The 22,522-nt window shown below is 70.0% G+C and carries 27 protein-coding genes; 10 read left to right on the top strand and 17 right to left on the bottom strand.

Features of this window, described 5'->3' with window-relative positions; all coding sequences use genetic code 11:
- Positions 1-20: 20 nt before the first annotated feature.
- From P1K31_RS07950 to P1K31_RS07960, 3 genes are all read left to right on the top strand, one after another.
- The gene (locus tag P1K31_RS07950) at positions 21-308 is read left to right on the top strand and encodes a DUF7111 family protein (RefSeq protein ID WP_276302794.1); all 288 of its coding nucleotides are present in this window, start codon (positions 21-23) and stop codon (positions 306-308) included.
- A gap of 509 nt (positions 309-817) precedes the next feature.
- Positions 818-1,984: a thiolase domain-containing protein gene (locus P1K31_RS07955; RefSeq protein ID WP_276302795.1), complete on the top strand. Its 1,167-nt coding sequence runs from the start codon at positions 818-820 to the stop codon at positions 1,982-1,984.
- Positions 1,981-2,379 (top strand): Zn-ribbon domain-containing OB-fold protein, encoded by a 399-nt coding sequence (locus P1K31_RS07960; RefSeq protein ID WP_276302796.1) that lies wholly within the window; start codon positions 1,981-1,983, stop codon positions 2,377-2,379. The genes P1K31_RS07955 and P1K31_RS07960 overlap by 4 nt, the downstream gene beginning before the upstream one ends.
- A 64-nt stretch (positions 2,380-2,443) precedes the next feature.
- Here P1K31_RS07960 and P1K31_RS07965 read toward each other — a convergent pair whose 3' ends face one another.
- Genes P1K31_RS07965 through P1K31_RS07975 form a run of 3 tightly spaced genes read right to left on the bottom strand, consistent with a single transcriptional unit; the run spans position 2,444 to position 4,880 of the window.
- Complete coding sequence (locus tag P1K31_RS07965) at positions 2,444-3,394, bottom strand: alpha/beta fold hydrolase (RefSeq protein ID WP_276302797.1); 951 nt, start codon at positions 3,392-3,394, stop codon at positions 2,444-2,446.
- Positions 3,395-3,420: 26 nt separating this feature from the next.
- The gene (gene meaB, locus P1K31_RS07970; protein WP_276302798.1) at positions 3,421-4,464 is read right to left on the bottom strand and encodes a methylmalonyl Co-A mutase-associated GTPase MeaB; all 1,044 of its coding nucleotides are present in this window, start codon (positions 4,462-4,464) and stop codon (positions 3,421-3,423) included.
- The gene (locus P1K31_RS07975; protein ID WP_276302799.1) at positions 4,461-4,880 is read right to left on the bottom strand and encodes a cobalamin B12-binding domain-containing protein; all 420 of its coding nucleotides are present in this window, start codon (positions 4,878-4,880) and stop codon (positions 4,461-4,463) included. Before P1K31_RS07975 ends, meaB begins: the two co-directional genes overlap by 4 nt.
- 126 nt (positions 4,881-5,006) lie before the next feature.
- On the opposite strand from P1K31_RS07975, the gene P1K31_RS07980 reads away from it, so the two are divergent.
- Both P1K31_RS07980 and P1K31_RS07985 read left to right on the top strand, forming a co-directional pair.
- Positions 5,007-5,687, top strand: coding sequence for a DUF420 domain-containing protein (locus P1K31_RS07980; RefSeq protein ID WP_276302800.1), 681 nt, complete (start codon positions 5,007-5,009; stop codon positions 5,685-5,687).
- A gap of 96 nt (positions 5,688-5,783) precedes the next feature.
- A complete protein-coding gene (locus tag P1K31_RS07985) occupies positions 5,784-6,818 on the top strand; it encodes a S1C family serine protease (protein ID WP_276302801.1) in 1,035 nt (344 codons plus the stop codon).
- A gap of 40 nt (positions 6,819-6,858) precedes the next feature.
- Here the strand turns inward: P1K31_RS07985 and P1K31_RS07990 are convergent, their stop codons facing one another.
- From P1K31_RS07990 to P1K31_RS08015, 6 genes are all read right to left on the bottom strand, one after another.
- Entirely contained in the window at positions 6,859-8,136 is a 1,278-nt protein-coding gene (locus tag P1K31_RS07990) for a Glu/Leu/Phe/Val family dehydrogenase (RefSeq protein ID WP_379794362.1), read from the bottom strand.
- Positions 8,137-8,158: 22 nt separating this feature from the next.
- Complete coding sequence (locus P1K31_RS07995; protein WP_276302803.1) at positions 8,159-8,920, bottom strand: ABC transporter permease; 762 nt, start codon at positions 8,918-8,920, stop codon at positions 8,159-8,161.
- Positions 8,917-9,849 carry an ABC transporter ATP-binding protein gene (locus P1K31_RS08000; RefSeq protein WP_276302804.1) on the bottom strand — a complete coding sequence of 311 codons (933 nt, stop codon included), beginning with the start codon at positions 9,847-9,849 and terminating at the stop codon, positions 8,917-8,919. The genes P1K31_RS07995 and P1K31_RS08000 overlap by 4 nt, the downstream gene beginning before the upstream one ends.
- 425 nt (positions 9,850-10,274) lie before the next feature.
- On the bottom strand, positions 10,275-10,505 hold the full coding sequence (locus P1K31_RS08005; protein WP_276302805.1) for a SelT/SelW/SelH family protein: 231 nt from the start codon (positions 10,503-10,505) through the stop codon (positions 10,275-10,277).
- Complete coding sequence (locus P1K31_RS08010; RefSeq protein WP_276302806.1) at positions 10,502-11,203, bottom strand: DUF7546 family protein; 702 nt, start codon at positions 11,201-11,203, stop codon at positions 10,502-10,504. The genes P1K31_RS08005 and P1K31_RS08010 overlap by 4 nt, the downstream gene beginning before the upstream one ends.
- Positions 11,200-12,561, bottom strand: coding sequence for a heme o synthase (locus P1K31_RS08015; RefSeq protein WP_368410856.1), 1,362 nt, complete (start codon positions 12,559-12,561; stop codon positions 11,200-11,202). Before P1K31_RS08015 ends, P1K31_RS08010 begins: the two co-directional genes overlap by 4 nt.
- 133 nt (positions 12,562-12,694) lie before the next feature.
- Here P1K31_RS08015 and coxB point away from each other — a divergent pair, with 133 nt between their 5' ends.
- The gene (gene coxB, locus P1K31_RS08020) at positions 12,695-13,597 is read left to right on the top strand and encodes a cytochrome c oxidase subunit II (protein ID WP_276302808.1); all 903 of its coding nucleotides are present in this window, start codon (positions 12,695-12,697) and stop codon (positions 13,595-13,597) included.
- Positions 13,598-14,344: 747 nt separating this feature from the next.
- On the opposite strand, the gene P1K31_RS08025 is transcribed toward coxB, so the two are convergent.
- A complete protein-coding gene (locus tag P1K31_RS08025) occupies positions 14,345-15,211 on the bottom strand; it encodes a cytochrome c oxidase subunit 3 (protein ID WP_276302809.1) in 867 nt (288 codons plus the stop codon).
- A gap of 148 nt (positions 15,212-15,359) precedes the next feature.
- Between P1K31_RS08025 and P1K31_RS08030 the strand changes: the two genes are divergently transcribed.
- Positions 15,360-15,674 carry a DUF7410 domain-containing protein gene (locus P1K31_RS08030; RefSeq protein WP_276302810.1) on the top strand — a complete coding sequence of 105 codons (315 nt, stop codon included), beginning with the start codon at positions 15,360-15,362 and terminating at the stop codon, positions 15,672-15,674.
- Positions 15,675-15,684: 10 nt separating this feature from the next.
- Here P1K31_RS08030 and P1K31_RS08035 read toward each other — a convergent pair whose 3' ends face one another.
- The 3 genes from P1K31_RS08035 to P1K31_RS08045 form a co-directional block, all read right to left on the bottom strand.
- A complete protein-coding gene (locus tag P1K31_RS08035) occupies positions 15,685-16,239 on the bottom strand; it encodes an SHOCT domain-containing protein (RefSeq protein ID WP_276302811.1) in 555 nt (184 codons plus the stop codon).
- An 81-nt stretch (positions 16,240-16,320) separates the two neighbouring features.
- Entirely contained in the window at positions 16,321-16,446 is a 126-nt protein-coding gene (locus tag P1K31_RS08040; protein WP_276302812.1) for a hypothetical protein, read from the bottom strand.
- Between the two features lie 110 nt (positions 16,447-16,556).
- Complete coding sequence (locus P1K31_RS08045; RefSeq protein WP_276302813.1) at positions 16,557-16,754, bottom strand: DUF5800 family protein; 198 nt, start codon at positions 16,752-16,754, stop codon at positions 16,557-16,559.
- A gap of 174 nt (positions 16,755-16,928) precedes the next feature.
- Between P1K31_RS08045 and P1K31_RS08050 the strand changes: the two genes are divergently transcribed.
- Positions 16,929-17,798: a polymer-forming cytoskeletal protein gene (locus tag P1K31_RS08050; protein WP_368410797.1), complete on the top strand. Its 870-nt coding sequence runs from the start codon at positions 16,929-16,931 to the stop codon at positions 17,796-17,798.
- A gap of 347 nt (positions 17,799-18,145) precedes the next feature.
- Here P1K31_RS08050 and P1K31_RS08055 read toward each other — a convergent pair whose 3' ends face one another.
- On the bottom strand, positions 18,146-18,625 hold the full coding sequence (locus P1K31_RS08055) for a cupin domain-containing protein (RefSeq protein ID WP_276302814.1): 480 nt from the start codon (positions 18,623-18,625) through the stop codon (positions 18,146-18,148).
- A gap of 420 nt (positions 18,626-19,045) precedes the next feature.
- Between P1K31_RS08055 and P1K31_RS08060 the strand changes: the two genes are divergently transcribed.
- Positions 19,046-20,224 carry a redox-regulated ATPase YchF gene (locus tag P1K31_RS08060; RefSeq protein ID WP_276302815.1) on the top strand — a complete coding sequence of 393 codons (1,179 nt, stop codon included), beginning with the start codon at positions 19,046-19,048 and terminating at the stop codon, positions 20,222-20,224.
- 72 nt (positions 20,225-20,296) lie between these two features.
- Here P1K31_RS08060 and P1K31_RS08065 read toward each other — a convergent pair whose 3' ends face one another.
- The 3 genes from P1K31_RS08065 to P1K31_RS08075 all read right to left on the bottom strand — a co-directional run bounded on the left by P1K31_RS08065 (position 20,297) and on the right by P1K31_RS08075 (position 22,005).
- Positions 20,297-20,722 (bottom strand): EamA family transporter, encoded by a 426-nt coding sequence (locus P1K31_RS08065; protein WP_276302816.1) that lies wholly within the window; start codon positions 20,720-20,722, stop codon positions 20,297-20,299.
- A 191-nt stretch (positions 20,723-20,913) separates the two neighbouring features.
- On the bottom strand, positions 20,914-21,381 hold the full coding sequence (locus tag P1K31_RS08070) for a GNAT family N-acetyltransferase (RefSeq protein WP_276302817.1): 468 nt from the start codon (positions 21,379-21,381) through the stop codon (positions 20,914-20,916).
- Between the two features lie 210 nt (positions 21,382-21,591).
- Positions 21,592-22,005 (bottom strand): NUDIX hydrolase, encoded by a 414-nt coding sequence (locus tag P1K31_RS08075; protein WP_276302818.1) that lies wholly within the window; start codon positions 22,003-22,005, stop codon positions 21,592-21,594.
- A gap of 90 nt (positions 22,006-22,095) precedes the next feature.
- Between P1K31_RS08075 and P1K31_RS08080 the strand changes: the two genes are divergently transcribed.
- Positions 22,096-22,497, top strand: coding sequence for a hypothetical protein (locus P1K31_RS08080; RefSeq protein WP_276302819.1), 402 nt, complete (start codon positions 22,096-22,098; stop codon positions 22,495-22,497).
- The last annotated feature ends 25 nt before the right edge of the window (positions 22,498-22,522 follow it).

Raw genomic sequence — 22,522 nt, forward strand, 5'->3', positions numbered from 1 at the left:
GGCTCCCCCTACCCCTCGTCATGACGGACTCCGAGGACACCGCGGAGGCGGGCGACGTCACCGCCCGCTACTTCGAGACCGACGGCGAGCGCGTGTTGACCTTCGAGCGGTCAGGGGGCGGCGCGACCGCGGCGGTCGCGCAGAACGTCGACGGCTACGCCATGCTGAAGGTCCGTCCGACCCCGACGGGCGACGAACTGGAGCGCTACTACGGCTTCGACATGGCGCTCGACCACGCGGCGGAACTCCTGGGCGTGACCGTCGGCGACCTCCCGATCCCCGACGCCGCCCGCGACATGGGGATCTAGAACCACCGCCTTTCGAACTGCCACCTTTTCCTGCGGTCGCTGGGCGCGACACGCTTCGCGGTCGCGCCCGGCTCCCTGGTAAAAGCTGGACCAAAACCGCGCCTCACCCCCTTCGGGGGTTCGGCGCGTCCGCTCGCTCGGCGCTTCGCGCCTCGCTCACGGCCGGTAGCGCCGGCCGTTCGCGTCGTCCGCGCTCCTCGCGGGACGGTGCGCTGGCGTCTGCGGTGGCGGTCGGGGCTGTCGGATCGTTCGCTCGGCCCGTACGTTTATATCCGAGAGCGGGACCAGCGTCCGTGTGACCTGACTTCGGTCGCGGGGCGCTCGCGGTTGCGCGACGCCACGCCCCGCGACCCCACCCTGGCGTCGCCTGTTCGCTAGCGCTCCCGAGCGCGCCGCGCCTAGGGTCGACGGCGACCGTCGTAGACGAGTTCGTCTATCGTCGTTGCCGATCGGGCGCGTCGTCGTCCTTAGACGGCAGACATATACCGGGCAGCGAACTAGGTCCGTCCATGTCAAAGGTACGCATTGCCGGTACCGGCCTGACTCGCTTCGGTCGGTTCCCTGATCGCACCGGGCGCGACCTGTTTGCCGAGGCCGGGCTGGCCGCCCTCGACGAGGCGAGCGTCGAGCCGGGCGACGTCGAGCACCTCTACTTCGGGAACTTCATGGGCGAACTCGCGGAGCACCAGGGGCACATGGGCCCGCAGATGGCCGAGGCCGTGGGCGTCCGCGCACCGGCCACGCGTTACGAATCCGCGTGCGCGTCGAGCGGCGTCGCCGTCCGCGAGGCTGTCAGAACCGTGCGGACCGGCGAGGCGGACGTGGTGCTCGTCGGCGGGGCCGAGCGCATGACGAACATGGGCACCGCGGGCGCGACGGAGGGCCTCTCCATCGCCGCGGACGACCTCTACGAGATCCGCGCCGGGATGACCTTCCCCGCCGCCTACGCGCTGATGGCGCGGGCGTACTTCGAGGAGTTCGGCGGGAGCGCCGAGGACCTCGCGCACGTCGCCGTGAAGAATCACGAACACGCCCTGCCGAACGAGCACGCGCAGTTCCGCTCGTCGATCACGGTCGAGGAGGCGCTCGACGCGCCGCGCATCGCCGACCCGCTCGGGCTCTACGACTCCTGTCCCATCACCGACGGCGCGAGCGCCGTCGTGCTCGTGAGCGACGACTACGCCGAACGGGCCGGACTCGACGCCCCGGTCGCCGTCACCGGCACGGGGCAGGGCGGCGACAACCTCGCGCTGCAGGACCGGGAGTACTTCGCGCGCTCGCCCGCGACCGCCGACGCCGCCGAGGAGGCCTACGCCGACGCGGGGATCGGCCCCGACGACGTCGACGTGGCGGAGGTCCACGACTGCTTCACGATCGCCGAGGTGCTCGCCGTCGAGGCGCTCGGTTTCTACGACCCCGGCGAGGGCATCGGCGCGGCCCGGCGCGGCGAGACGACCCGCAACGGCGACCTGCCGGTGAACCTCTCGGGAGGCCTGAAGGCGAAGGGCCACCCGGTCGGTGCGACCGGCGTCGCGCAGGTGGTCTCGCTCGCGCGACTGCTCTCGGGGACCCACCCGCGCGCGTCGGACGCCGGCGATCCGCGCGTCGGCCTGGCGCACAACGCGGGCGGCACGGTCGCCAGCGCGACGGTCCACGTACTGGAGGTGGTCGCGTGAGCGGAGACGAGCGCGGTAGCGCGGGCCGGAACGAGGGGTTCGACGACCTGCTCGACGCGATCGAGGCGGGCGAGGGGTACTACCTGCGCTGTCCCGACGGTCACGGATCGCTCCCGCCCCGGCGCGTCTGCCCGCACTGCGGCGCGCGCGACCTCGACGAGCGTCCCCTCCCCGAGTCGGGTACGGTCGCGACCTACACCGTCGTCCGCGTCCCGACGCCTCAGTTCGACGAGGACGCGCCGTACGCGACCGCCGTCGTCGACTTCGGCACCGTCCGGCTGACGGGGATCGTTGACGCCGACCCCGAGGCCGTCGAGACGGGGATGACGGTCGGCGCGACGCTCGGCGAGTCGACGACGACCGGCGAGCGACTGGTGCGGTTCGTACCGCGCTGAGCGTCCGTCGTCGCGGTCGAGGAGGTGCTCCCGATCGCACCCGGACGGCCGACTTCGACGCGACCTACTGCACGTTGGCGTACTCCGTCCGCGCGGGGAGTTCGCCCCGCACGAGCACGGCGAACTCCGCCGGGTGTTCGTAGTGCGGGAGGAGCAGCGTCTCGTCGAAGACGACGAAGCGGGCGTCGGCCTCCTCTGCCAGCTCCTCTCCCCGCTCGACCGGCAGGACGTCCGCGTCCCGGCCCCAGACGATCGTGATCGGCTCGTCGAGGTCGGCGAGCGTCGCGCCGAGGTCGACGTCGGGGTCGAGAAAGCCGCTCACGAACGACGCGGGCGCGAAGCGCGCGCCGGGCTGGTGGGCGAGCTGCCAGCGGTACGCCACCCACTCGTCGTCGGCGTGGCTCATGTCGTAGAAGCCGTGATCGCGCTGGAAGTAGCGCAACGAGTGCCGGCTCGTCAGCGCGTTGAACAGCGCCTCGCCTACGAGCGGCGCGCGGAGGAGCGACCGCAGCCACGTCCGGCGGCCGGGCATCGTGGAGGCGGTCGGACAGACGAGGACGAGCTCCTCGAAGTCGACCGTCTCCGCGGCTTGCGCGGCGTACGCGCCCGACAGCGAGGAGGCGACGACGGTCGGCCGGTCGGTCACGTCCCGCGCGAAGTCCGCCACGAACGTCGAGTAGAGCGACGCCGAGTACATGAGCGGCGGGCGGTCGGACAGCCCGAACCCGGGGAGGTCCGGCGCGATCACGTGGTAGTCCTCGGCGAGCGCGTCGAAGACGGCCTCGAACTCGGCGCTCGACGCGGCGGCGTTGACGCCGTGGAGCAGGAGGAGGTCCGGCGCGTCGGGATCGCCCGCCTCGGTGTACGACACGTCGAAGCCGCGCCAGCGGTAGCCCTCGGTCGCCCGACCGAGGGGCGGGCGGAGCGTCTTCGCCCGCGAGGAGAGCGTTCGGTTGACGGCGGCGAGCAGCCCCGCGCCGGCGGCCGTACCGGTCAGGAGGGTTCGAAGTCTCATGCGCGGGGCGTACGATCGACGGACGCTTAATTACTCCCCCGATCGAGACACTCCGCGAGCGGCTCGATCAGATCGTCCGCGACGGTGTAGGGGTCACGCTCGCGCTCGACGACCGCCTCGACCAGCACGTCGAGGCCGCCCCGACGATCGATCTCCGCCGCGAGCAACCGGTTCACGTCCTCGCGCAGGAGGGTTCGGATCTCCTCGGCGTACCGCTGGCGCTCGCGCTCCTCGCGCGCGCCCGACTCGTCGAGGTAGGCGGCGTGGTCGGAGAGCGCCGTCACGAGGTCGGTCACGCCCTCGCCGGTCTTGGCGACCGTCTCGAGGAGGCGGGGCTCCCAGCCCTCCCCGTCGTCGGCGAGCTCCGGCTCCGCGACCGCCTCGAGCGCGCCCGCGCCGTGGTGGCCCGTCTCGGTGTAGTCCTGGCGGGTGTGGATCATCTCGCGTAACTCCTGGACGGTCCGGTCGGCCCCGGGCATGTCCGCCTTGTTGACGACGAAGACGTCCCCGATCTCGAGGATGCCCGCCTTGAGCATCTGGACGTCGTCGCCGCTGCCGGGCGGGACGAGGACGGCGACCGTGTCCGCTGCCTTCACGACGTCGATCTCGTTCTGCCCCGCGCCGACGGTCTCGATGACGATCTTGTCCTTGCCGAACGCGTCGAGGGCCTTCACGGCGTCGGCGGTGGCCGTCGAGAGCCCGCCGAGGCTGCCGCGGGCGCTCATCGAACGGAAGAACACGTCCATGTCGCCGTTGGTCGAGGCCATGCGGATGCGGTCGCCGAGCACCGACCCGCCGGTGAACGGCGAGGAGGGGTCGATGGCGATGACGCCCACGGTGAGCCCCTCCTCACGGTAGTGCTTCGCGAGCTTGTCCACCAGCGTCGACTTGCCGGCACCGGGGCTGCCCGTGATCCCGATCACGTCCGCGTCGCCCGTGTGCTCGTGGAGCGCGCTCACGAGGTCTCGATAGCCCGCCGATCGATCCTCGATCTTGGAGATGACCCGGGCGAGCGCGCGGTGCTTGCCCGCGAGCAGGTCGTCGAGGAGCCGCCGGTTCGCGTCGTTCATTCGCGCTGGGGTGCGTGTTCGCGGACGAAGTCGATGGTCTCTTCCATCGACGCGCCGGGGCCGAAGATCTCGGCGACGCCCGCGTCGTAGAGGGCCGAGCGGTCGTCCTCCGGGACGATACCGCCGACGATGACGAGCGTGTCCGAGAGCGCGTCGTACTCCTCGAGCCCCTCGAGGATCTTCGGGACGAGCGTGTTGTGCGCCCCCGAGAGGATCGAAATGCCGAGCACGTCGACGTCCTCCTGGACCGCCGCCTGCACCACCTCGTCGGGCGAGCGGTGCAACCCGGAGTAGATGACCTCGAAGCCCGCGTCGCGGAACGCGCGGGCGATGACGTGTGCCCCGCGGTCGTGACCGTCCAGCCCTACCTTCGCCACGAGACACCGGATAGTACGCTGACCCTGATCGGTACTCATGTGCCGAACAATCGTGAGAGTCGGCTTTGACTCTAACGGTAAGTGGTCGAATCGGCCGCGCGCGGGACGCTCCGGGAGAGAGCGGAAAACGAAGCGGCCATACGGCTCGCGTCCGAAGCTCGAACTATGGCCACAGCGTCCCCCGAGAACGTCGCGAAAGCCCACCCGAAGGCGGTCACGGCGGCGCTCTCGGTCGTCGGCTACGCGCTCGTCATCGGCGCGTTCGAGGGGCTCATCCCGTTGTTCCCCCCGCTCTCCGAGGCGACCGTCCTCCTGTTCTCCGACCTCATCGCGGTCGTGAACACGCTCGCGCTCACCTCGCTGCTCCTCGGGTGGTACCTCATCCGACGGGGGGAGGTTCGCAAGCACCGCGCCGCGATGCTCACCGCGTTCGGCCTCATCTGCGTCTTCCTCGTCCTCTACCTCTGGAAGGTGGGCGGCGGGTTCGAGAAGAGTTTCGTGATCGAAGACGGGCAGTTCCTCTCCGCCTACGCCGGGATCGTCGAGCCGGCGTACCTCGCGATGCTCGCGATCCACATCCTCCTCTCGGTGGTAGCGGTGCCCGTCGTGCTCTACGCCGTCGTCCTCGGGCTGACCCACACGCCCGCCGAGCTCGCGGAGACCGCCCACGCGAGGGTGGGCCGCGTCGCCGTCGCGGCGTGGTCGCTCAGCCTCTTCCTCGGCGTGGTGACGTACGTCATGCTCAACCACGTCTACTCGTGGGAGGTGCGCGGCGAGGTCCTCCTCCTGTTCGCGGTGCCGGCGCGCTCCTGGCTCGCCTCGCTCCGCCACTCGACACACGCGTGACCGACGTGCGCGCCCGTGACACGACAGCGCACGCCTTATCAATCCGCGCGACCTAACTCGAGGTAAGTCCGGCGCGAGGCGCGTCGGCACTACGCTATGACCGACGTTCACAGCTACGAGGAGTTGTATCGCTCGACCATCCCCTCGGTCGTCTCCATCTACCTCGCGGGCGACGGACGTACCCCCGGCGGGGCGGGCTCCGGCTTCGTCTTCGACGTCATGGACGGCGAGGGCTACGTCGTCACCAACGCCCACGTCGTGGGGGGCAACGAGGCGGTAGACGTGCGCTTCAGCGAGGGCGACTGGCGCGTCGGCGAGGTCGTCGGCGTGGACGCCTACACCGATCTCGCGGTGGTTCGCGTGGGCGATCACCCCGAGTACGCGGAGGCGCTCCCGCTCGCCGGGTCGAACCCGGTCCCGGGAACGCCAGTCGCGGCGCTCGGCAACCCGATGGGTCTCGACGGCTCGCTGACCGCGGGCGTCGTCAGCGGCGCGAACCGCTCGATGCCCACCCAGCGGGGGTTCGCCATCCCCGACACCGTCCAGACCGACGCGCCCATCAACCCGGGCAACAGCGGCGGCCCGCTCGTCACGACCGACGGCGCGGTCGTCGGCGTCAACCGCGCCCGCGGCGGCGACAACATCGGCTTCGCCGTCAGCGCCGAGGTCGCAGCACAGATCGTCCCCGCGCTCATCGAGGACGGCGCGTACCGCCACTCCTACCTGAAGGTGCGCACGCTCGACGTCTCCCCGACCGTCGCGGAGGCGAACGGCCTCTCCGCGGTGGGCGGCGTCCTCGTCGTGGACGTGAGCGCCGGCCCGGCGAGCGACGCGCTGCGGGGCTGTACCGGCACCCGGCGCGTCCGCGGACGGGAGATCCCCGTCGGCGGCGACGTCGTCACGCACATCGACGGCAATCCCGTCGACAGCCACGAGGGGCTGATGCGCCACCTCCTGCTCGAGACCCGCCCGGGCGAGCGGGTGGCCGTCGACCTCGTCCGGGACGGCCGCGAGCGCCGAGTCCACGTGACGCTCGGCGAGCGCCCGGCGGCCCGCCACGGACCGAGCCGGCGCGGACCCGGACCCGGCCCCCGGCGGCGGGGGCGGGGCACCGACATCCCGATCCGCTGACGCTCTCTTCTCCTCTCGCTTCCCGCCCCTCGACCGCCGTTCAGGGGAAGAGCCCGCGCAGTTCGTGCGCCGTGGCGACCCGTCGGAGGGCGATCGTGTAGGCCGCGGTCCGGAGGTCGGGCGTCTCGTGGCGGTGGTAGGCGTCGACGACCTCGTCGAACGACCCCGTGAGCCGGCGTTCGAGGTCGGCGTTCACCTGCGAGAGCGTCCAGGAGTACTCCTGGGTGTTCTGCACCCACTCCAGGTAGGAGACGATGACGCCGCCCGCGTTGGCGAGGATGTCCGGCACGACGGGGACGTCGCGCTCGATGAGCGCGTCGTCGGCCGACGTCGTCGTCGGGCCGTTCGCCGCCTCGACGATCACCGACGCCCGCACGTCGTCCACGTTGTCTGTGGTGATGACGTCGGCGACCGCGGCGGGGATGAGCACGTCCACGTCCAGTTCGAGCAGCGCCTCGTTGGAGATGAACTCCGCGTCCGGGTACCCCTCCATCGTCCCACCGCCCTCGGAGAACGCGAGCAGCGAGCCCAGGTCCAGGCCGTCGGGGTCGTAGCGAGCGCCGGTGACGTCGCTGACGGCGACGACGTTCGCCCCCATCTCGACGAGCAGGCGCGCGGCCCAGTTGCCGACGTTCCCGAACCCCTGGATCGCGATGGTCGCCTCGTGGAGGTCCTCCTCCAGGTAGTCGAAGACCTTCCGGGTGATCATGGCGACGCCGCGGCCGGTCGCCTCGACGCGCCCCGGCGTCCCGCCGAGCGAGAGGGGTTTCCCCGTGACGACCTGTGGGATGCTGTACCCCTCGTACATCGAGTAGGTGTCCATGATCCACGCCATCACCTCGGGGTTGGTGTTCATGTCCGGCGCGGGCACGTCCATGTGGGGGCCGATCATCCGCCGGATACCCTCCGTGTAGCGGCGGGTCATGCGGCGCAGTTCGTCCGTGCTCATCTCCTTGACCTCGCAGATGACGCCGCCCTTCGCCCCGCCGTAGGGAAGGTCCACGAGCGCCGTCTTCCACGTCATCCACCCCGCCAGGGCTGTCACCTCCTCCATCGTCACGCTCGGGTGATAGCGGATGCCGCCCTTGTAGGGTCCGCGGGCGCTGTCGAACTGACAGCGGTAGCCCGTGAACACCTCGACGCTCCCGTCGTCCATCCGCACCGGGAGCGTCACCTTCAGCGTCCGCTCGGGGTACTTCAGGCGCTCGAAGATGCCCGGATCGACCTGCGCGTACTCCTGGGCCCGTTCCATCTGGGCCAGCATGTTCTCCAGTGGGGTGGTCTCGTCCATAGTCGAGGCAATACTTGCGGCGGGCATGAACGTAGCGGCGAGCGGCGGATCAGTCCGTCCGCGGGAGCGCGAACGCGCCGGCGGCGAAGAAGACGACGGTGAGCGCCCCGAGCACGGCGAGGTTCGGGAGCGGGTCGCCGCCCGCGGCCGGGTACGTCACGTTCCGGACGCCGCGGGCGAAGTAGGTGAGCGGCGAGAGCGACAGCGCGGGGACGAACCACGCCGGCAGCAGCGACGGCGGTACGAACGTCTCCGAGAGGAACAAAAGCGGGACGGCGATGCCGTTGCTCGCGGCGATGACGCCGTCCTGCGAGTCGGCGATCCGGCCGAGCAGCGCGCCCACCCCGCAGAACAGCGTGACCGCCAGCGCGACGAACGGGACCACGAGCGCGAGGTCGGCCGTCAGGGGGATCTCGGCACCCGTCACGACGACCACCAGCACGAAGATGACGAGCGCGGCGACGCCGATGATGCCGACGTTGACGAGCGTGTGTGAGAGGAGCCACTCGGTCCGCGAGAGGGGCGTCGTCGCCAGCTTCTCGAACCGGTTGCCCGCGCGGTGGCGCGCCACCTCGCTGCCGACCCGCGAGAGGGGCGTGAACAGCACCACGACGGCCAGGTAGCCCGGCAGGTAGTAGGCCGGCGGTTCGGCGAACAGCCCCCCGCCGGTCGGCTGCGTCCCCACCAGTGCGCCGAAGATGAGGATGATGATCACGGGGAAGAAGAACGTGAAGAACACCGCCGTCCGGCGGCGCAGAAACGAGCGCAGGGCGGCGGTCGTCTCGGACCCGACGCGGGCGGTCAGCGTCACGCGACGACCCCCGCCTCGCGCTCTCTCGCCTCGCCGGTCTCTGTCACGTCCGCGCCGGCGAGCGCCAGGTAGACCGATTCGAGGTCGGGCTGGCGCCACGAGAGCGCGTCGTAGCCGACGTCGGCGGCCGCGAGCGCCCCGACGACCTCGCCGATCCCCTCGGGCGCGACGCCGGAGACGACGACGGCCCGCGCGGTCCGCTCGACGGCGTAGCCCGCGTCCATCAGCGCGCGGGCGGCGTCCTCGTCGGCGGCGGTGCGCAGTTCGAGGCGGCTCGCCCCGCCGTGCTCCGCGACGAGCGCGTCCGGCGTCCCCTCCGCGACGAGGCGGCCCTCGGCGAGCAGCCCCACGCGGTCGGCCAGCCGCTCTGCCTCCTCCATGTAGTGGGTCGTGAGCAGGACGGTCGTCCCCCCTGCGGCGAGCGATTCGAGGAGGTCCCGGAGGTCGCGCCGCCCGGCGGGGTCGATGCCCGTCGTCGGCTCGTCGAGCACGAGCAGGTCCGGGTCGTTCACGAGCGTCGCGGCGACGCACACCCGGCGCTGCTGGCCGCCGGAGAGCCTCTCGTACCACGTGTCGGCCGAGGCGGTCATCCCCACGTCGGCGAGCACGTCCTCGACCGGCCGGGCGCGGTCGTACAGCCCGGCGTAGTAGCCGACCAGCTCGCGGGCGGTGAGGCGCTCGGGCGGATCGAACGACTGGGGCAGGAGGCCGAGGCGCTGGGGGTCGACCTCCGTCGGGGGGACGCCGAACAGCTCGACGCGCCCCTCGTAGTCGGTGGTGCCCGTGAGCGAGCGGACGAGCGTCGTCTTCCCCGCGCCGTTCGGACCGATCAGCGCGTACACCTCCCCCTCGTCGATGGACAGCGAGACGCCGTCGAGCGCGACGCGCTCGCCGTACGCGCGGGAGACGTCCTCGGCGACCACAACCATACCTGATCCGAGGTCCGACCCGCGCCTAAGGGTTCCGTTGTCGGGACGAGTACGTCGAACGCCCTGGCGGACTGAAAGGGCGAGGGGGCTCGGGGAAGGCGGGCGACGTAAGCACGCGAACGAGCGACGCGAGAGAGCGCGCGCAGCGAGCCCCCCGACCCGAGAGCGCGAGGGCTTTCGAGGTCACGTTCACGTACTCGACAGTAGCCGAGAACACCTCGAAAGCCCTCGCGGGCTACACTCGCGCGGAACACGCTGTGCTCCTCGGCTCACTGCGTTCGCCTGCGGTGCTTACGGCTCCGTGCTTCGTGTAGCCCGCTCGCCCTTTCAGTCCGCCAGGGGGTTCAGTACGATCGGTTTCCTGCGCACCCCTTCGTTCGCGCTGCTCGCTGACGGTAGATAGAGGGGTGAGCGCTACACCACGTTTACATCCGCGAGCGCACCCGGCGGGCGATCTCGTCGGCGTCGAAGTCGTCCTCGCTCGCGTCGAAGACCACCTCGCCGTCCACGCGAACGACGAACACGCCGTGGTCGCCGGTGACGAGCGCGACGCGGTCCAGCCGATCGCCGAAGCTCGTGAGCAGGACGTGCAGGACGTCCTCGGCGCGGCGCAGGAAGCCACAGGGGACGCAGTACTCGATTTCGACGGTCGTCACGGGCGGAGGGACGAGCGCACGCGTGATAGGTCCGCCGCCGTCGGCCGCCAGACGAGCAGGGCCACGGTGAGCACGAAGACGACCGTCGAGAGGCCGTAGCTCTGGCCGTAGGCGGCCGAGACGAGCGCCGCCGTCCCGCCGACGAAGCCGCTCAGCACGCCGGCGATCAGCGGAAGGGTGCAGGAGACGCAGGAGAACAGCCCGAGCAGCCCGGCCGTCGCCGACCCGCCCGCGTCGAGCACCGTCGCGTAGACGAGGTACGCGAGGGTCGCGTACCCGAAGGCCTTGAACGGGAGGAGCGCGAGCGTGAGCCACTCGCCGGTGTAGAGGAGGGCCGGACTCCACCCCGGCGGGAGGGTCCGCGTGACGACTCGCAGGTCGGACGGACCGGGCGTCGCGCCGACGGCGTACAGCCCGCCGAAGTAGCCGAGCAGGAGGAGGTAGCCGAGCGCGACCGCCCCGGCGACGAGGCGGCGGCGGGTCGGGGCGGCGGGGACCGTCGCGCGCCAGAGGCCCCACAGCCCGGCGTTGATCCAGACGAACGGGTAGATGTAGAACAGCGGTCGGGAGGGGGTGACCCCCGTCCAGAGGACGTAACCGACGACGAGCAGCAGCTCCGTGTTGACGAGGACCGCGAGTCCCAGCAGCGTCTCGCGCGAGGGACGGACTCGGCCGAACGCGGAGGTGGCCGTGCTCATAGCACCATGGCGTCGACGAGGACGGCCACGAGGAGCATCCCGAGGTAGGCGTTCGAGGCGTGGAACGCGCGCAGGGCCGCCGACTTCGTCCGCTCGCGGTGCAGGCGAACCACCGTCCAGAGGAACAGCGCGCCGAAGGCGACGGTGACGCCCGCGTAGAGCCACCCGAGATCCGAGAGCGCCGTGAGGACGCTCGCGCCCAGCAGCGTCGCGGCGAGGTAGTAGACGATGTGCCGCCGCGTCGCCGTCTCACCGCGGACGACGGGCATCATCGGGAAGCCGCCGCGGGCGTAGTCCTCCTTGTACGCGAGCGCGAGGTTGTAGAAGTGCGCCGGCGTCCAGAGGAAGATGACGCCCGCGAGCGCGATCCCCGCCAGTTCCACGGCGTTCGTGACGGCGGCCCACCCGATGAGCGCCGGGAGCGCCCCCGCCGCCCCGCCGATGACGGTGTTCTGGACGGTGTTGGGCTTGAGGACGAGCGTGTAGACGACGCTGTAGAAGACGATGGCCGTGAACCCGAGCAGGGCCGTCAGCGGGTTCACCTGCAGGAACGCGACGACGGCGGTGAGGGTGAGCAGGCCGCCGAACGCGAGCGCGTTTCGGACGGGGACCCGGTGGGTCGCGAGCGGCCGGTCGGCCGTGCGGGCCATCTTCCGGTCGATGTCGCGTTCGAGGACGTGGTTGAACGTCCCGCTCGCGCCGATGGCCAGGACGCCGCCGCCGAGCGTGTAGAGGACGGTGTCGAGGCGGAGGTCGGGCCCGGCCGCGAGCGCCATCGCCGCGCTCGCGACGAGACAGAGCAACCACATCAACCGCGGCTTCATGAGCTTGAAGTAGACGTAGGCGGTCGCCGCCGCGCGGGCGAGTGGGCCCTCTCGACGACCGGCGTCGGACCGGGCGGAGACGGGCGTCGAATCGGGGGGCGTCTCGCCCGCGGCGGTTTCGACGGGGGGCCGGTCGCCCGTCTCGACCTCGAGTTGCCACGCGAGCGCGAGCGCGAGGCTCCCGAAGATGACCATCGCGGTTAGGAGGTGCGCCCCGGAGAGCGCCGCCGGCGCGTCCGCGACGGCGACGAACGCGCCGACGCCGACCTGCACGGGGTAGAGCGCGAGCGCGACGAAGAGTGCGGCCCGCACCCGCGGGGTCGACGACGACCAGCCGAGGGCGACCGCGGCGAGGACGAGCGCGCCGACGGCGGCCGCCGCGACGCGGTGGCCGGTGGCGACGGCGACCTGCGGGTCGGTGAGCGGGCCGGCGCAGAGCGGCCACGTCCCGCACGCGGCGACGGCGTCCGCCAGCGCGGCGGTGGCCCCGACGACGACCAGCAGGTAGACGCCGACGGTCGCGGCCGCGAGCATCGTCGTGAAGCGGGGGCGTCGAGACACGGTCACTACGCCGAGAGTCGGTCACGTCGGCACTTAGACCTCCCGTTTTTCGCCCCACCGAGCGCCAGTCAGTAGGTATTTACGCCGCAGTTTCTAACCGACTCGCATGAGAGTTACCCGGAGATTACTGGGTGTGCTCGGGGGGCTCGTGCTACTCGCAGTCCTCGCAGAGCCCGTCGCGGCCCAGTCGTCCGTCAACGAGCGGCTGATTTCGGGGCTGAACCAGAAGCTGCTGTACGTCGCGGTCCCGATCACCGTCCTCGTCGAGGGCATCCTCATCTACACCGTCTACAAGTTCCGCAACAACGAGAACCCGTCACCCACCCAGGAGAACCGCCGCCTCGAGATCACGTGGACAGTCGCCACGGCCATCATCCTCCTCTTCGTCGGCCTCGCCTCCTACCAGGTGCTCGGCAGCACCTTCATCGGCGGCGCGACGGCGACCAACCCCGACGACGCCGAGGTCGTCGGCCTGTCACAGGACTACCCCGGCGCGAAGGCCCCGACCGACGGTGACGCGGTGCAGGTCGAGATCGTCGCTCAGAAGTACCTCTGGAACGTCTACTATCCGGACGCGAACGTCACCGGGGAGCAGAATCGGGTGGTGATCCCAGCTAACCAGACGGTGTACCTCCACGTCACGTCGACCGACTGGCTCCACGCCGTCCACGTCCCCGACCTCGGGCTGAAGCAGGACGCCTTCCCCGGCCAGTACAACACGATCATCACGAAAGCCACCGAGAAGGGCGAGTACCAGCTCTACTGCGCCGAGTACTGCGGCGTGGGCCACTCCCAGATGCTCGGCACGGTCGAGGTCGTCTCCCAGCAGGAGTACGAGCAGTACCTCCAGCAACAGCAGCAGTCCGGCGGCGAGAACGCCACCGCCGGCGGCAACAACACCACCGCGGGGAACGCCACGGGCGGCAACGCGACCAACGCCACCAACGCGACCGCGGGCGGCAACGCCACCAACGCCACGGCCAACGCGACCGCGAACGGCACCGCCTGACCCCGGCCGAGAACCGATCCGACGCGGTCGATCCCCGACGGTACTCCCACGACGCGCTTCTCCCGACGCCACACCGTAGCCGACCGTACCCGCGAGCGCGACTCTCCCGTCAGCGCACCTCCGCTTCTCCGCGCCGATCTACCCGCCGTCGATCCTCCGAGCGGGCGACCGCGCCGCTCGTCGCTCGGGAGTGTACACCCTCGTCCCCCATGACCCGCTGACGAGTTACCCGACCTCCGGGACGCCGCGGCGGCGGAACGGATCGAGGCGGGACCTCGACCATCGCTGCGACGTGTCGCTCGACGGACCGGCCCCGCGCGACCCATGGTGATCGTCGTGCCCGGGACGGCGACGGTTCGCCGACGCGCGATACACGCGACGTGCGCGAGGGGTGACCTCCCCTCCGCCCGTCGGCCGAAGTCCCCTCCGCGGACCGACCGTTCGGAGATCGATCCCGCGGCGAGGCCGGAACGCGAGGTACCGCCCACCCGCCCACGGCGGCGGCCGCTCCGGGAACGCGTCGCGCGTCGGAGCGTCGCACGTCGTCTCGCTCTCGCGGGGGCCGGGACCGACCTCGGTTCCGGCGGTCGGCGGCTCGGGGGCGACGCCGGTCGTCCCGACCTCGGCGTCGTCGCCTCCGACTGGGGGTCCAGTAGCGGGAGGAGAGGAGGAGGAGGGAGGGAAAGAGGGGGAGAAGGAAGAGGGAGAGAAAGGGGGGGAGGGGGCGAGCGCCCGGTGCGTCGCCGATCAGAAGGTGATCTCCGCGCCGACGTACAGGACGACGACGAGGAAGATCCAGACGGCGTCCACGAAGTGCCAGTACATCGAGACCGTCGAGACGGAGGTGTGGCGCTCGGGGGAGTACTGCCCGTAGAGCGCCCGGATGAAGACGATGGCGATGAGCACCGCACCCAGGGTGACGTGCAGGCCGTGCAGGCCGGTCAGCCCGAAGAACGCGCTCGCGTAGATGCCCTGCTGGAGCGTGAAGCCCTCGCCGACGATGAACTCGTAGTACTCAAGCACCTGCCCGCCGAGGAAGATGATCCCGAGTACGAGCGTGGCGGCGAGGAGGCCCTTGAACCGCCCGCGCTTGCCGTTGAGGAGCGCGATGTGGGCGTAGTGGAGGGTGAAACTGCTCACCACCAGGATGGCGGTGTTGATCAGAACGAGCGAACTCAGCAGGTGGGGGAGTTCGCCGCCCGTCGGCGGCCACGTCCCCGCGCGGATGAAGAAGTAGTAGACGAACCCCGCGCCGAAGGTGGAGAGTTCGCTCCCGAGAAAGAGGAGCATCGCCAGCCGGAGACCGCGGGCGCTCGTCCCCTCGGGTTCGCCCTCCCAGAAGTTCACGATGAAGGCGTGGTACAGCCAGCCGTACAGCCCGGCGAGAAACACGACCGTGCTCCCGACGAACACCGCCGGCCCGACGATCGGGTCGATGAGCGGTTCCGATCCGTTTCCGAGAACGAACAGGGCGGCGCCGATGTAGAACCCCGCGCCGCCGAGTGCGGTGATGAACGGCCACCAGCTGGCCTCGCCGAACCCGCGCGGCCAGTCCTCGACCGCGGGCAGGTGGTGATGGTGCCCGCCGTGCTCGTCCGCTTCGTCTACACTCATGTCGCTCCGTTACGAGCGGGGAAGCAAAAAGGCTCTCAAACGCACGGGCGGCAGGCGAAACGGTGAGCGGCGAGAGCCGGAAGGTACACCTTCGCCGTCGCCCTAGTGCCGTCGAAGACCGCGGAGCGATCCCGCTCCGAGCCCACGGATGACTGACGTCGAATCCCCACCCCCCGTCCGCACGCGATCGCGCGACCCCGAGTCGAACGGGTCTGACGGGACGGACGGTCCCGACGACCCGTACGCCTGCGAGTTCTGCGACAGGCGGTTCGCCCGCGAGGACTGGCTGGTCCTCCACCGCGGCCTCGAGCACGGCGATCGCCTCTCTCCGGCCGAGTACGAGCGGTTCCAGGAGACCTACGAGGACGAGGAGGAGGGGCTCACCCTGTTCCGGTTGAAGGCGCTCGGCCTGCTCGTGGTCGTCTACTTCGGCTTCCTCATCGTCTACGCCTTCGTCACCTGACGCGCCTCGGTCAGCGCCCGCGAGCGCGCTCCCGTTCCCGTCCCCGCCTTCGTTCGTCGTGTTCGCGTCCGACGCGCGTGCCACGCGAGCCGCGCATCCGATCGCGGTCCTCGTCGTCCACGAGCGAGCCGACGCGACGCTCGAACTCCGCCTCCGAGAGGTCGCCGTCGACGTAGCGGCGCGTGAGGTCGTCGATCCGATCGTCGGTCGTGGGCCGCGGCGGCGCGACGAACGCCGAGAGACCGACCGAGCGCGCCCAGTGGTTGTGGCGCTCGATCCGCGCGGCGAGGTCGGCCGCGCGCTGGCTCTTCGGGAGCGACAGCCGGCGGACCAGCGCCCACGCGAGCGCGGCGACCAGGCAGAGCGCGAGCGCGGCGAGCAGGAGCGCGGCGACCGCCCACGGGAGGACTGCGTCCGCGAGCGCGTCGAGCGGCGCGGTCAGCGACGCGAGCGCGACGAGCGTTCCGATACCGAGGACGCCCACCAGCAGGGCGGTGACGACGAGCAGCGAGACGGCGAGCACGCCGACGTGGTGTCGGCGGACCCACCCGACTACTCCGGTCATACTACCCGCTAGCGCCGCGAGCGTTGGTATAGACTGCGGCTATCGGCGTAGCGTCGGCTCGGGACGGGGACGGGTGCTGACTCAGAAGAGCAGGTAGGGGACGCCGAACAACACGATCGTCATCGCGACGAGGATGAGCAGGTAGCTGACGACGGTGGCGGCGGCCGTGCGAAAGGCGGGGTGGTCGAACCGGACGGGATCGGCCATACCCGAGGGTACGCGCGCCGGATGAAATGTCTATCGCTGCGAAGCGACGACGCGGCGTCGAAGTCGGCGCGGAGGGCGGAGATACGACCAGCGCGATCGAGGGGATCCGCTCACCTCACGATGTCGGCGATGCGACGCGGTTCACCCGTCGGCGACGGGTCCTCCTCGACGATCATCAGAACCTCGTGGTCGGTCACGTCGGGGTAGGGCTTCTGGACGGCGTCCTCGATGAGCGACTTCTCCAGGCGGAACTCGGTACCCTTGTAGACGACGTCGACGCCCGACTCGTCGAACGAAAGAACGGTCATGCGCGGGTCGGGTTTGGCCGCGCGCGAGTATAAACCTGACCGGACGAGGACCGACCGAATGGAGACCGACCGGACGGGGTCCGCCGCCCCGGACCGATCGATTCGGGCGGGAGCGTCAGCCCCGCGTCGGACGATCGCACGGGGTTTATTACGGGTGACGGTAACGGACTACTCGTGTCGATTCGCTCGGACCCGCTCGAACGACTGGCCATCCCCGACGGGACGACCGTCGAGGAACGCGACCTGGTGACCGACGGAGACGTGATCGTCGGGGGGCAGAGCACCGTCGAGTTCGGGGTCCGCGGGCGGACCGTCGTCGCCGGCGAGCGCGTCACCTTCGGCAACGACATCGAGGCGGAGGGCGACTGCCGCCTCGACATGTGGTGCGACGTGGCGGGGAACGTCCTCGTCGGCGAGGACGCCTACATCGGCGAGCGCACCCGCATCGGCGGCCAGCTGATGGTGAGCGGCGACCTCGACATCGGCGACGACGTGGACATCGAGCGCGGCTTCGAGGCCAACGGCTGGATCGTCATCCGCAACCCGATGCCGACCGTCGTGTTCTTCTTCGTCTACCTCTCGCACCTGCTGCGCATCGGCGAGGAGGAGGAGGCCCGGGAGGCCGCGGAGGAACTGCTCGGCGACGCCGAGGCCGACGAGGAGGACGAGGAACTCGACCCGCTGATCGTCCCCCGCGGGTCGAGCGTCAGCGACGACGCCTGGCGCGTCTCGAAGCCGGGCGTCGTCGGCGACGACTGCCGCATCCACGGGAACATCCGCGCCACCTCGCTCGAGGTAGGCCGGGACAACAACGTCTTCGGCAGCCTCCGCGCCCGCGGCGACATCACCGTCGGCGAGGGCACGCGCGTCCACGGCGACGTGACCACCAAGCGGGGGACTGTCAGGATCGCCCCCGGCGCTGAGATCCTCGGCGACGTCGCCTGCGAGGACCTCTCGCTGCACGACGACGCCGCCATCGACGGCTCGATCCGGGCGCGCGGTGAGATGTCCATCCACCGCGAGTTCGCCCGGGAGACGGAGTAACGCGTCGAGTGATGGTACGGAACCTTCCTACGTAGGAACGTCTCGAAAGCCTTCGCTCACGTAACGAACCGCAACACCTCGAAAGCCCTCGGGTTCTACGCTCCCGGGAGACACGCTGCGCTCCTCACTCGGTCCGCTCGTTACACTCGCTCCCTCGTTGCGGTGCTTGCGGCCTCCGGGTTCGCGTAGAACCCTCGCCCTTTCAGTCCGCCAGGAGATTCGCGTGGCTCGCTCACGGGAACACCAGAAACCCGCACCGCACGCCTGCCATCCCCCGGATCGGGCGACGGGACGCCCTCCCGGCCGCGCGGCTCGCGTGAAAACCGCATCCGTTCCGATCGTCGAGGCTATTCGTCTTCCGAACCGTCCACGGCGTCGTCGAGGTCGTAGAACCCGGACAGGGTTCGCTCGTCCCCGCTACCGGGCGCGGCACCGACGTACACCCCGATCTCACCGATTTCGGGGTAGATGGTGACGTCCGGCTCCGCCATCGTCGAGAACGCGAGGTATCGGAGCGGCGCGTCCGAGTCGTTGACGACGCAGTGGCCGCCCGACTCGTCCGCCGGGAACGCCGCGTAGTCCCCCTCGCTGAGCGCGTGCTCGTCGCCGTCCACGCGGAGGGTGCCGCTCCCCGACAGCACGTAGATCGCCTCCTCGTTCGCCGCGTGGTAGTGGTGCGACCACGGTTGGCACCCGGTGGGCAGTTCATAGAGGCTGCAGCCGATGCGCTCGCCCCCGGCCGCCTCGCCCAACCGCTTCCGCCCGAACGTCCCCTCCACCCCGTCGAGTTCGGTCCAGTCGAGTTCCGACTCGTTGATGGGAGTCATACGCGAGTAACGCGCGTCAGGGCACAGGTAACTACCGGTGGACAGGACGGTTTCGGGGACGCGGACGGATACGCACACCCGCCACGCGGCCGGGCGCGCTCCGGGGTCGTCCGACGGTGGGGGGAGGGTCTCGGCGTTCTGTGGGATGAACAGCGCGAGCGAGTGGGGTACAGAGACGCGACCCACAGCCACCTGGCGGACTGAAAGAGCGCTCTCGGGGAAGGCGGGCGATGCAAGCACTGCAGCGACCGGAGGGAGCGAAGCGCGCAGCGAGCCTCCCGACCCGAGAGCGCGAGGGCTTTCGAGGTATCGACAGCTGTTGTCGGCTGAACGTACGAGAACGTTCGAGACGAGGGTATCGTCCAGTTCCCCTCCTCGGGCAACCGAAAGGCACTCTGCGACTCGAAACGACCCCACGGTATGCTCTCTGTCGCGCTCGCGGGCAAGCCCAACGCCGGGAAGTCAACGTTCTACCGCGCCGCGACGCTCGCGGAGGTCGACATCGGCAACTACCCGTTCACGACCATCGACCCGAACCGCGGCGTGAGCCACGCGCGCACCGAGTGCCCCTGCCTCGACCGCGAGGAGCGCTGCGGGAACGAGCGCTGCCGCGACGGGAAGCGCTACGTCCCGATCGAACTGCTCGACGTGGCGGGCCTCGTCCCCGGCGCGCACGAGGGGCGCGGCCTCGGCAATCAGTTCCTCGACGCGCTGTCGAACGCCGACGCGATCCTCAACGTCGTGGACGCCTCCGGCGGCACGAACGCCGAGGGCGAACCCGTCGAGGTAGGGAGCTACGATCCCGTGCGGGACGTGGACTTCGTCGAGGAGGAGATGGACCTCTGGATGGCGGGCATCGTCGCGCGCAACTGGGAGTCGATTGAACGCCAGTCGCGCGCGCCCGATTTCGACCTGGAGGACGCGCTCACCGAGATGCTGACCGGCATCGGCGCGAGCGAGGCGGACGTGTCCGCCACCCTCAGAAGCGTCGAGTACCCCCACGACCCGAAGCAGTGGACCGACGAGGACAGGGAGCGCCTCGCCCGGGACCTCCGGGCGCGCTCGAAGCCCATCGTCGTCGTGGCGAACAAGGCGGACGTCGCCCCGGCGGAGAACGTGGCGCGCCTGCGCGAGGCGGCCGACATCGTCGTCCCCGCCAGCGCGGAGGGGGAACTCGCGCTCCGGCAGGCGGCGAAGGCGGGCGTCGTCGAGTACGACCCCGGCGACCCCGACTTCGAGGTGGTCGGCGAGGTGACCGCGGAGCAGGAGGCCGGCCTGGAGCGCATCCACGACGTGATGGAGGCGTGGGGCGGCACGGGCGTGCAGGCGGCGCTCGACGCGGCGGTCTACGACCTGCTCGACCGCGTGACCGCCTACCCGGTCCAGAACGAGACGAAGTGGACCGACGGGCAGGGGAACGTCCTCCCCGACGCCTTCCTGCTCCCGCGGGGCTCTACTCCCCGCGATCTCGCGTACGCCGTCCACTCGGACATCGGCGACGGCTACCTCCACGCCGTCGACGCGCGCTCGCGGCGGCGCATCGGCGACGACCACGAATTGACAGAGGGCGACGTGATCAAGATCGTGAGCACTAACTGACTACTTTCGCACAGACTGTCACTTCTATGGATTTCAAGGCAGAGTACTACAGCTCACCCGAGCCGTGGTACTTCACTGGGTCACCAATACGACCCCAACAACTGCGAACGCTATCCCGGCAAGCCTCGTTATCGTAACTTCGTCTCCGAGGACGACCATACCGATGATGGCCGCGATGACGAAGTACATCGCACCGAGAGTAGAGACGGTTGTCGTTGACCCTCCGGAGAGGCCGATGTACATGGAGATAAGGCCGATTCCGGTGAACAATCCGGCCGTGCCAGCGAGCAGTCCTCCTCTCGCGGTAATGGCGAGCGATGCGTCTGAAACGAGGATGAATCCGAGTGCGAGGGGTCCCGCAACGAGATAGGAGATGGCGGCGGCCGTCCTCGGGTCGATGGACTCCGACGCAGCGTTGCCCAAGACTACCCAGATTCCCCACGTTACCATCGTGATCGAACCAAAGAAAACGGCCGGATCTATCTCGGGAAAACCCATCAGTGTGCGATCTCCATCGCTACTAAAAAATACCTCTACCCTCATCATCTGTGGTTCTTAAATAGCCACTATCTACGATCGAGGTCGTGAGCACTAATTGACGATACAACCCCGTTACGGGCGATGTCCGCCCTTCAGGGCGGATCCTCTCGCGGTTTGAAGATAGCCGTCGAGTGGGGGCGTATCTCGGCTCACTCTAGCGGCTGTGCGTAGTCGACTTGCTTCGGCTGGAAGTTCGCGTCGCGGTAGAACCGGCGTGTGTCCTCGTTCTGCCACTCGCAGGAGACTTTGAGGTGGTCACAACCCCGCTCGCGGGCCAGTTCTTTCACCCGCTCTATGACCTCCGTGCCGCGGCCCTGACTCCGGTGATCTTCGTCGATCGCGACGTTCACGACGCGGAGGTACCGCGAGTACTGCCGCGAGGGGTGGTGGCCCTCGCGGAGAGTAACGAAGCCGATAGTCTCGCCCCCGTGGACGACGAGGTAGTCGGTGACGTCCTCGTCGTCGAGGTGAGCGCGGAAGCCGTCGTCGGAGACCTCGCTAACGTCCCCGTAGGCGAGTTCGTTCAGTTCGGAGTACTCCTCCATCGCCTTCGCGAGGTCGTACCAGCGGTCGACGAGCGCGTCGAGGTCGTCAGCCGTGGCTTCGATGAGTTCCATACGGGGACGCCTCGGCGCTCGCTCTTCAGGCTTCGCTCGGCATGCCAGAGTTTGGCACGCCTTGGGAGCGCGAGCGGCGACGCGTGCTACCGAGTCACCGCTCGACCGACGCGCGGTCCGCACCCGGTACGGCCCGCAGACCGCCCTCGTTATCGAGAGCGCACTCGACGATACGCACCGAGATCGTGAGCGCCCGGTGGGGGATCGACGTCACCGCAGTCGGTGGACGAGCGCCTCGAACCCGTGGTCGAGCGCGTAGGGCGCGGCGGGCACGGGTAACCAGTAACACCGGAACACCATCCCGTCGTCATCGCCGCCGCCGGTCACGGTGTGATCCCAGCGGTCGCGGCGCTCCTCGACCGGCGCGTGGAAGAAGTGCCGGTGGTGGATCTCCGGCCGCCGCGGGTGGTGCCGCCGGATCGACCCCAGGTAGGTGGCGCGGTCGCCCGCGACGCCGCACTCCTCCTCCAGCTCGCGCAGAGCCGCCAGCTGGTGCGGTTCGTCCGACTCGACGGTGCCACCGGGCACGCGGACGCCCGCGTCCGCGTCGGGGCGCTCGAAGACCAGGAGTTCGTCCCGAGCGCGGGTCGCGTAGACGCAGGCCTTCTCGACGATCCGAGACATGGTTCCGGGGCGTACGTCACCGTGTCAATAGATAGCACTTATTCACGGCGGGGGGACGGTTCTTTCTGCGGAGAGACCGTCGATCCCGACGTGTCGGACGCGGACCCGTTCGCGGTGCCCGTCGACGCACCGCGACCCAGTCAGCTCTACCTCAGCAGCCGAAAGCTCGCCCGTGCGCTCGCCGGGTTCGACGCCGACGAGCCGAGCTACGACCCCCTGCCCGCGATTCGCCTGGAGGGGGTGGAGGGATGGGTGCTGATCGACGGACACACCCGCGCGTTCCTCGCCGCCCTCTCGGGGGCGGAGAAGCTCCGGCTCTGCGAGGACGACGACGATCACCCCCGGGCGCTCTACGCCGAGTGCGTCGCGTGGTGCGAGGCGGAGGGAGTCACGAGCGTCCGGGACCTGTTCGGGCGCGTCGTCGGTCCCCGGACGCACGAGGAGCGCTGGCTCGCGCGGTGCCGGCGGGCGGCCGAGCGACTCGAAGAGTGACGCGACGCGGAGAACCACGGCCGTC

The sequence above is a fragment of the Halomarina halobia genome (genome assembly GCF_029338575.1).
In the GTDB taxonomy this organism is placed as follows: Archaea; Halobacteriota; Halobacteria; order Halobacteriales; family Haloarculaceae; genus Halomarina; species Halomarina halobia.

Coding starts and splice junctions, on each gene's coding strand:
- P1K31_RS07950 (WP_276302794.1), top strand. CDS start 21: ATGACGGACTCCGAGGACACCGCGGAGGCGGGCGACGTCACCGCCCGC.
- P1K31_RS07955 (WP_276302795.1), top strand. CDS start 818: ATGTCAAAGGTACGCATTGCCGGTACCGGCCTGACTCGCTTCGGTCGG.
- P1K31_RS07965 (WP_276302797.1), bottom strand. CDS start 3,394: ATGAGACTTCGAACCCTCCTGACCGGTACGGCCGCCGGCGCGGGGCTG.
- meaB (WP_276302798.1), bottom strand. CDS start 4,464: ATGAACGACGCGAACCGGCGGCTCCTCGACGACCTGCTCGCGGGCAAG.
- P1K31_RS07975 (WP_276302799.1), bottom strand. CDS start 4,880: ATGAGTACCGATCAGGGTCAGCGTACTATCCGGTGTCTCGTGGCGAAG.
- P1K31_RS07980 (WP_276302800.1), top strand. CDS start 5,007: ATGGCCACAGCGTCCCCCGAGAACGTCGCGAAAGCCCACCCGAAGGCG.
- P1K31_RS07985 (WP_276302801.1), top strand. CDS start 5,784: ATGACCGACGTTCACAGCTACGAGGAGTTGTATCGCTCGACCATCCCC.
- P1K31_RS07990 (WP_379794362.1), bottom strand. CDS start 8,136: ATGCCCGCCGCAAGTATTGCCTCGACTATGGACGAGACCACCCCACTG.
- P1K31_RS08000 (WP_276302804.1), bottom strand. CDS start 9,849: ATGGTTGTGGTCGCCGAGGACGTCTCCCGCGCGTACGGCGAGCGCGTC.
- P1K31_RS08010 (WP_276302806.1), bottom strand. CDS start 11,203: ATGAGCACGGCCACCTCCGCGTTCGGCCGAGTCCGTCCCTCGCGCGAG.
- P1K31_RS08015 (WP_368410856.1), bottom strand. CDS start 12,561: ATGCTCGCGGCCGCGACCGTCGGCGTCTACCTGCTGGTCGTCGTCGGG.
- coxB (WP_276302808.1), top strand. CDS start 12,695: ATGAGAGTTACCCGGAGATTACTGGGTGTGCTCGGGGGGCTCGTGCTA.
- P1K31_RS08025 (WP_276302809.1), bottom strand. CDS start 15,211: ATGAGTGTAGACGAAGCGGACGAGCACGGCGGGCACCATCACCACCTG.
- P1K31_RS08030 (WP_276302810.1), top strand. CDS start 15,360: ATGACTGACGTCGAATCCCCACCCCCCGTCCGCACGCGATCGCGCGAC.
- P1K31_RS08035 (WP_276302811.1), bottom strand. CDS start 16,239: ATGACCGGAGTAGTCGGGTGGGTCCGCCGACACCACGTCGGCGTGCTC.
- P1K31_RS08040 (WP_276302812.1), bottom strand. CDS start 16,446: ATGGCCGATCCCGTCCGGTTCGACCACCCCGCCTTTCGCACGGCCGCC.
- P1K31_RS08045 (WP_276302813.1), bottom strand. CDS start 16,754: ATGACCGTTCTTTCGTTCGACGAGTCGGGCGTCGACGTCGTCTACAAG.
- P1K31_RS08055 (WP_276302814.1), bottom strand. CDS start 18,625: ATGACTCCCATCAACGAGTCGGAACTCGACTGGACCGAACTCGACGGG.
- P1K31_RS08060 (WP_276302815.1), top strand. CDS start 19,046: ATGCTCTCTGTCGCGCTCGCGGGCAAGCCCAACGCCGGGAAGTCAACG.
- P1K31_RS08065 (WP_276302816.1), bottom strand. CDS start 20,722: ATGGGTTTTCCCGAGATAGATCCGGCCGTTTTCTTTGGTTCGATCACG.
- P1K31_RS08070 (WP_276302817.1), bottom strand. CDS start 21,381: ATGGAACTCATCGAAGCCACGGCTGACGACCTCGACGCGCTCGTCGAC.
- P1K31_RS08075 (WP_276302818.1), bottom strand. CDS start 22,005: ATGTCTCGGATCGTCGAGAAGGCCTGCGTCTACGCGACCCGCGCTCGG.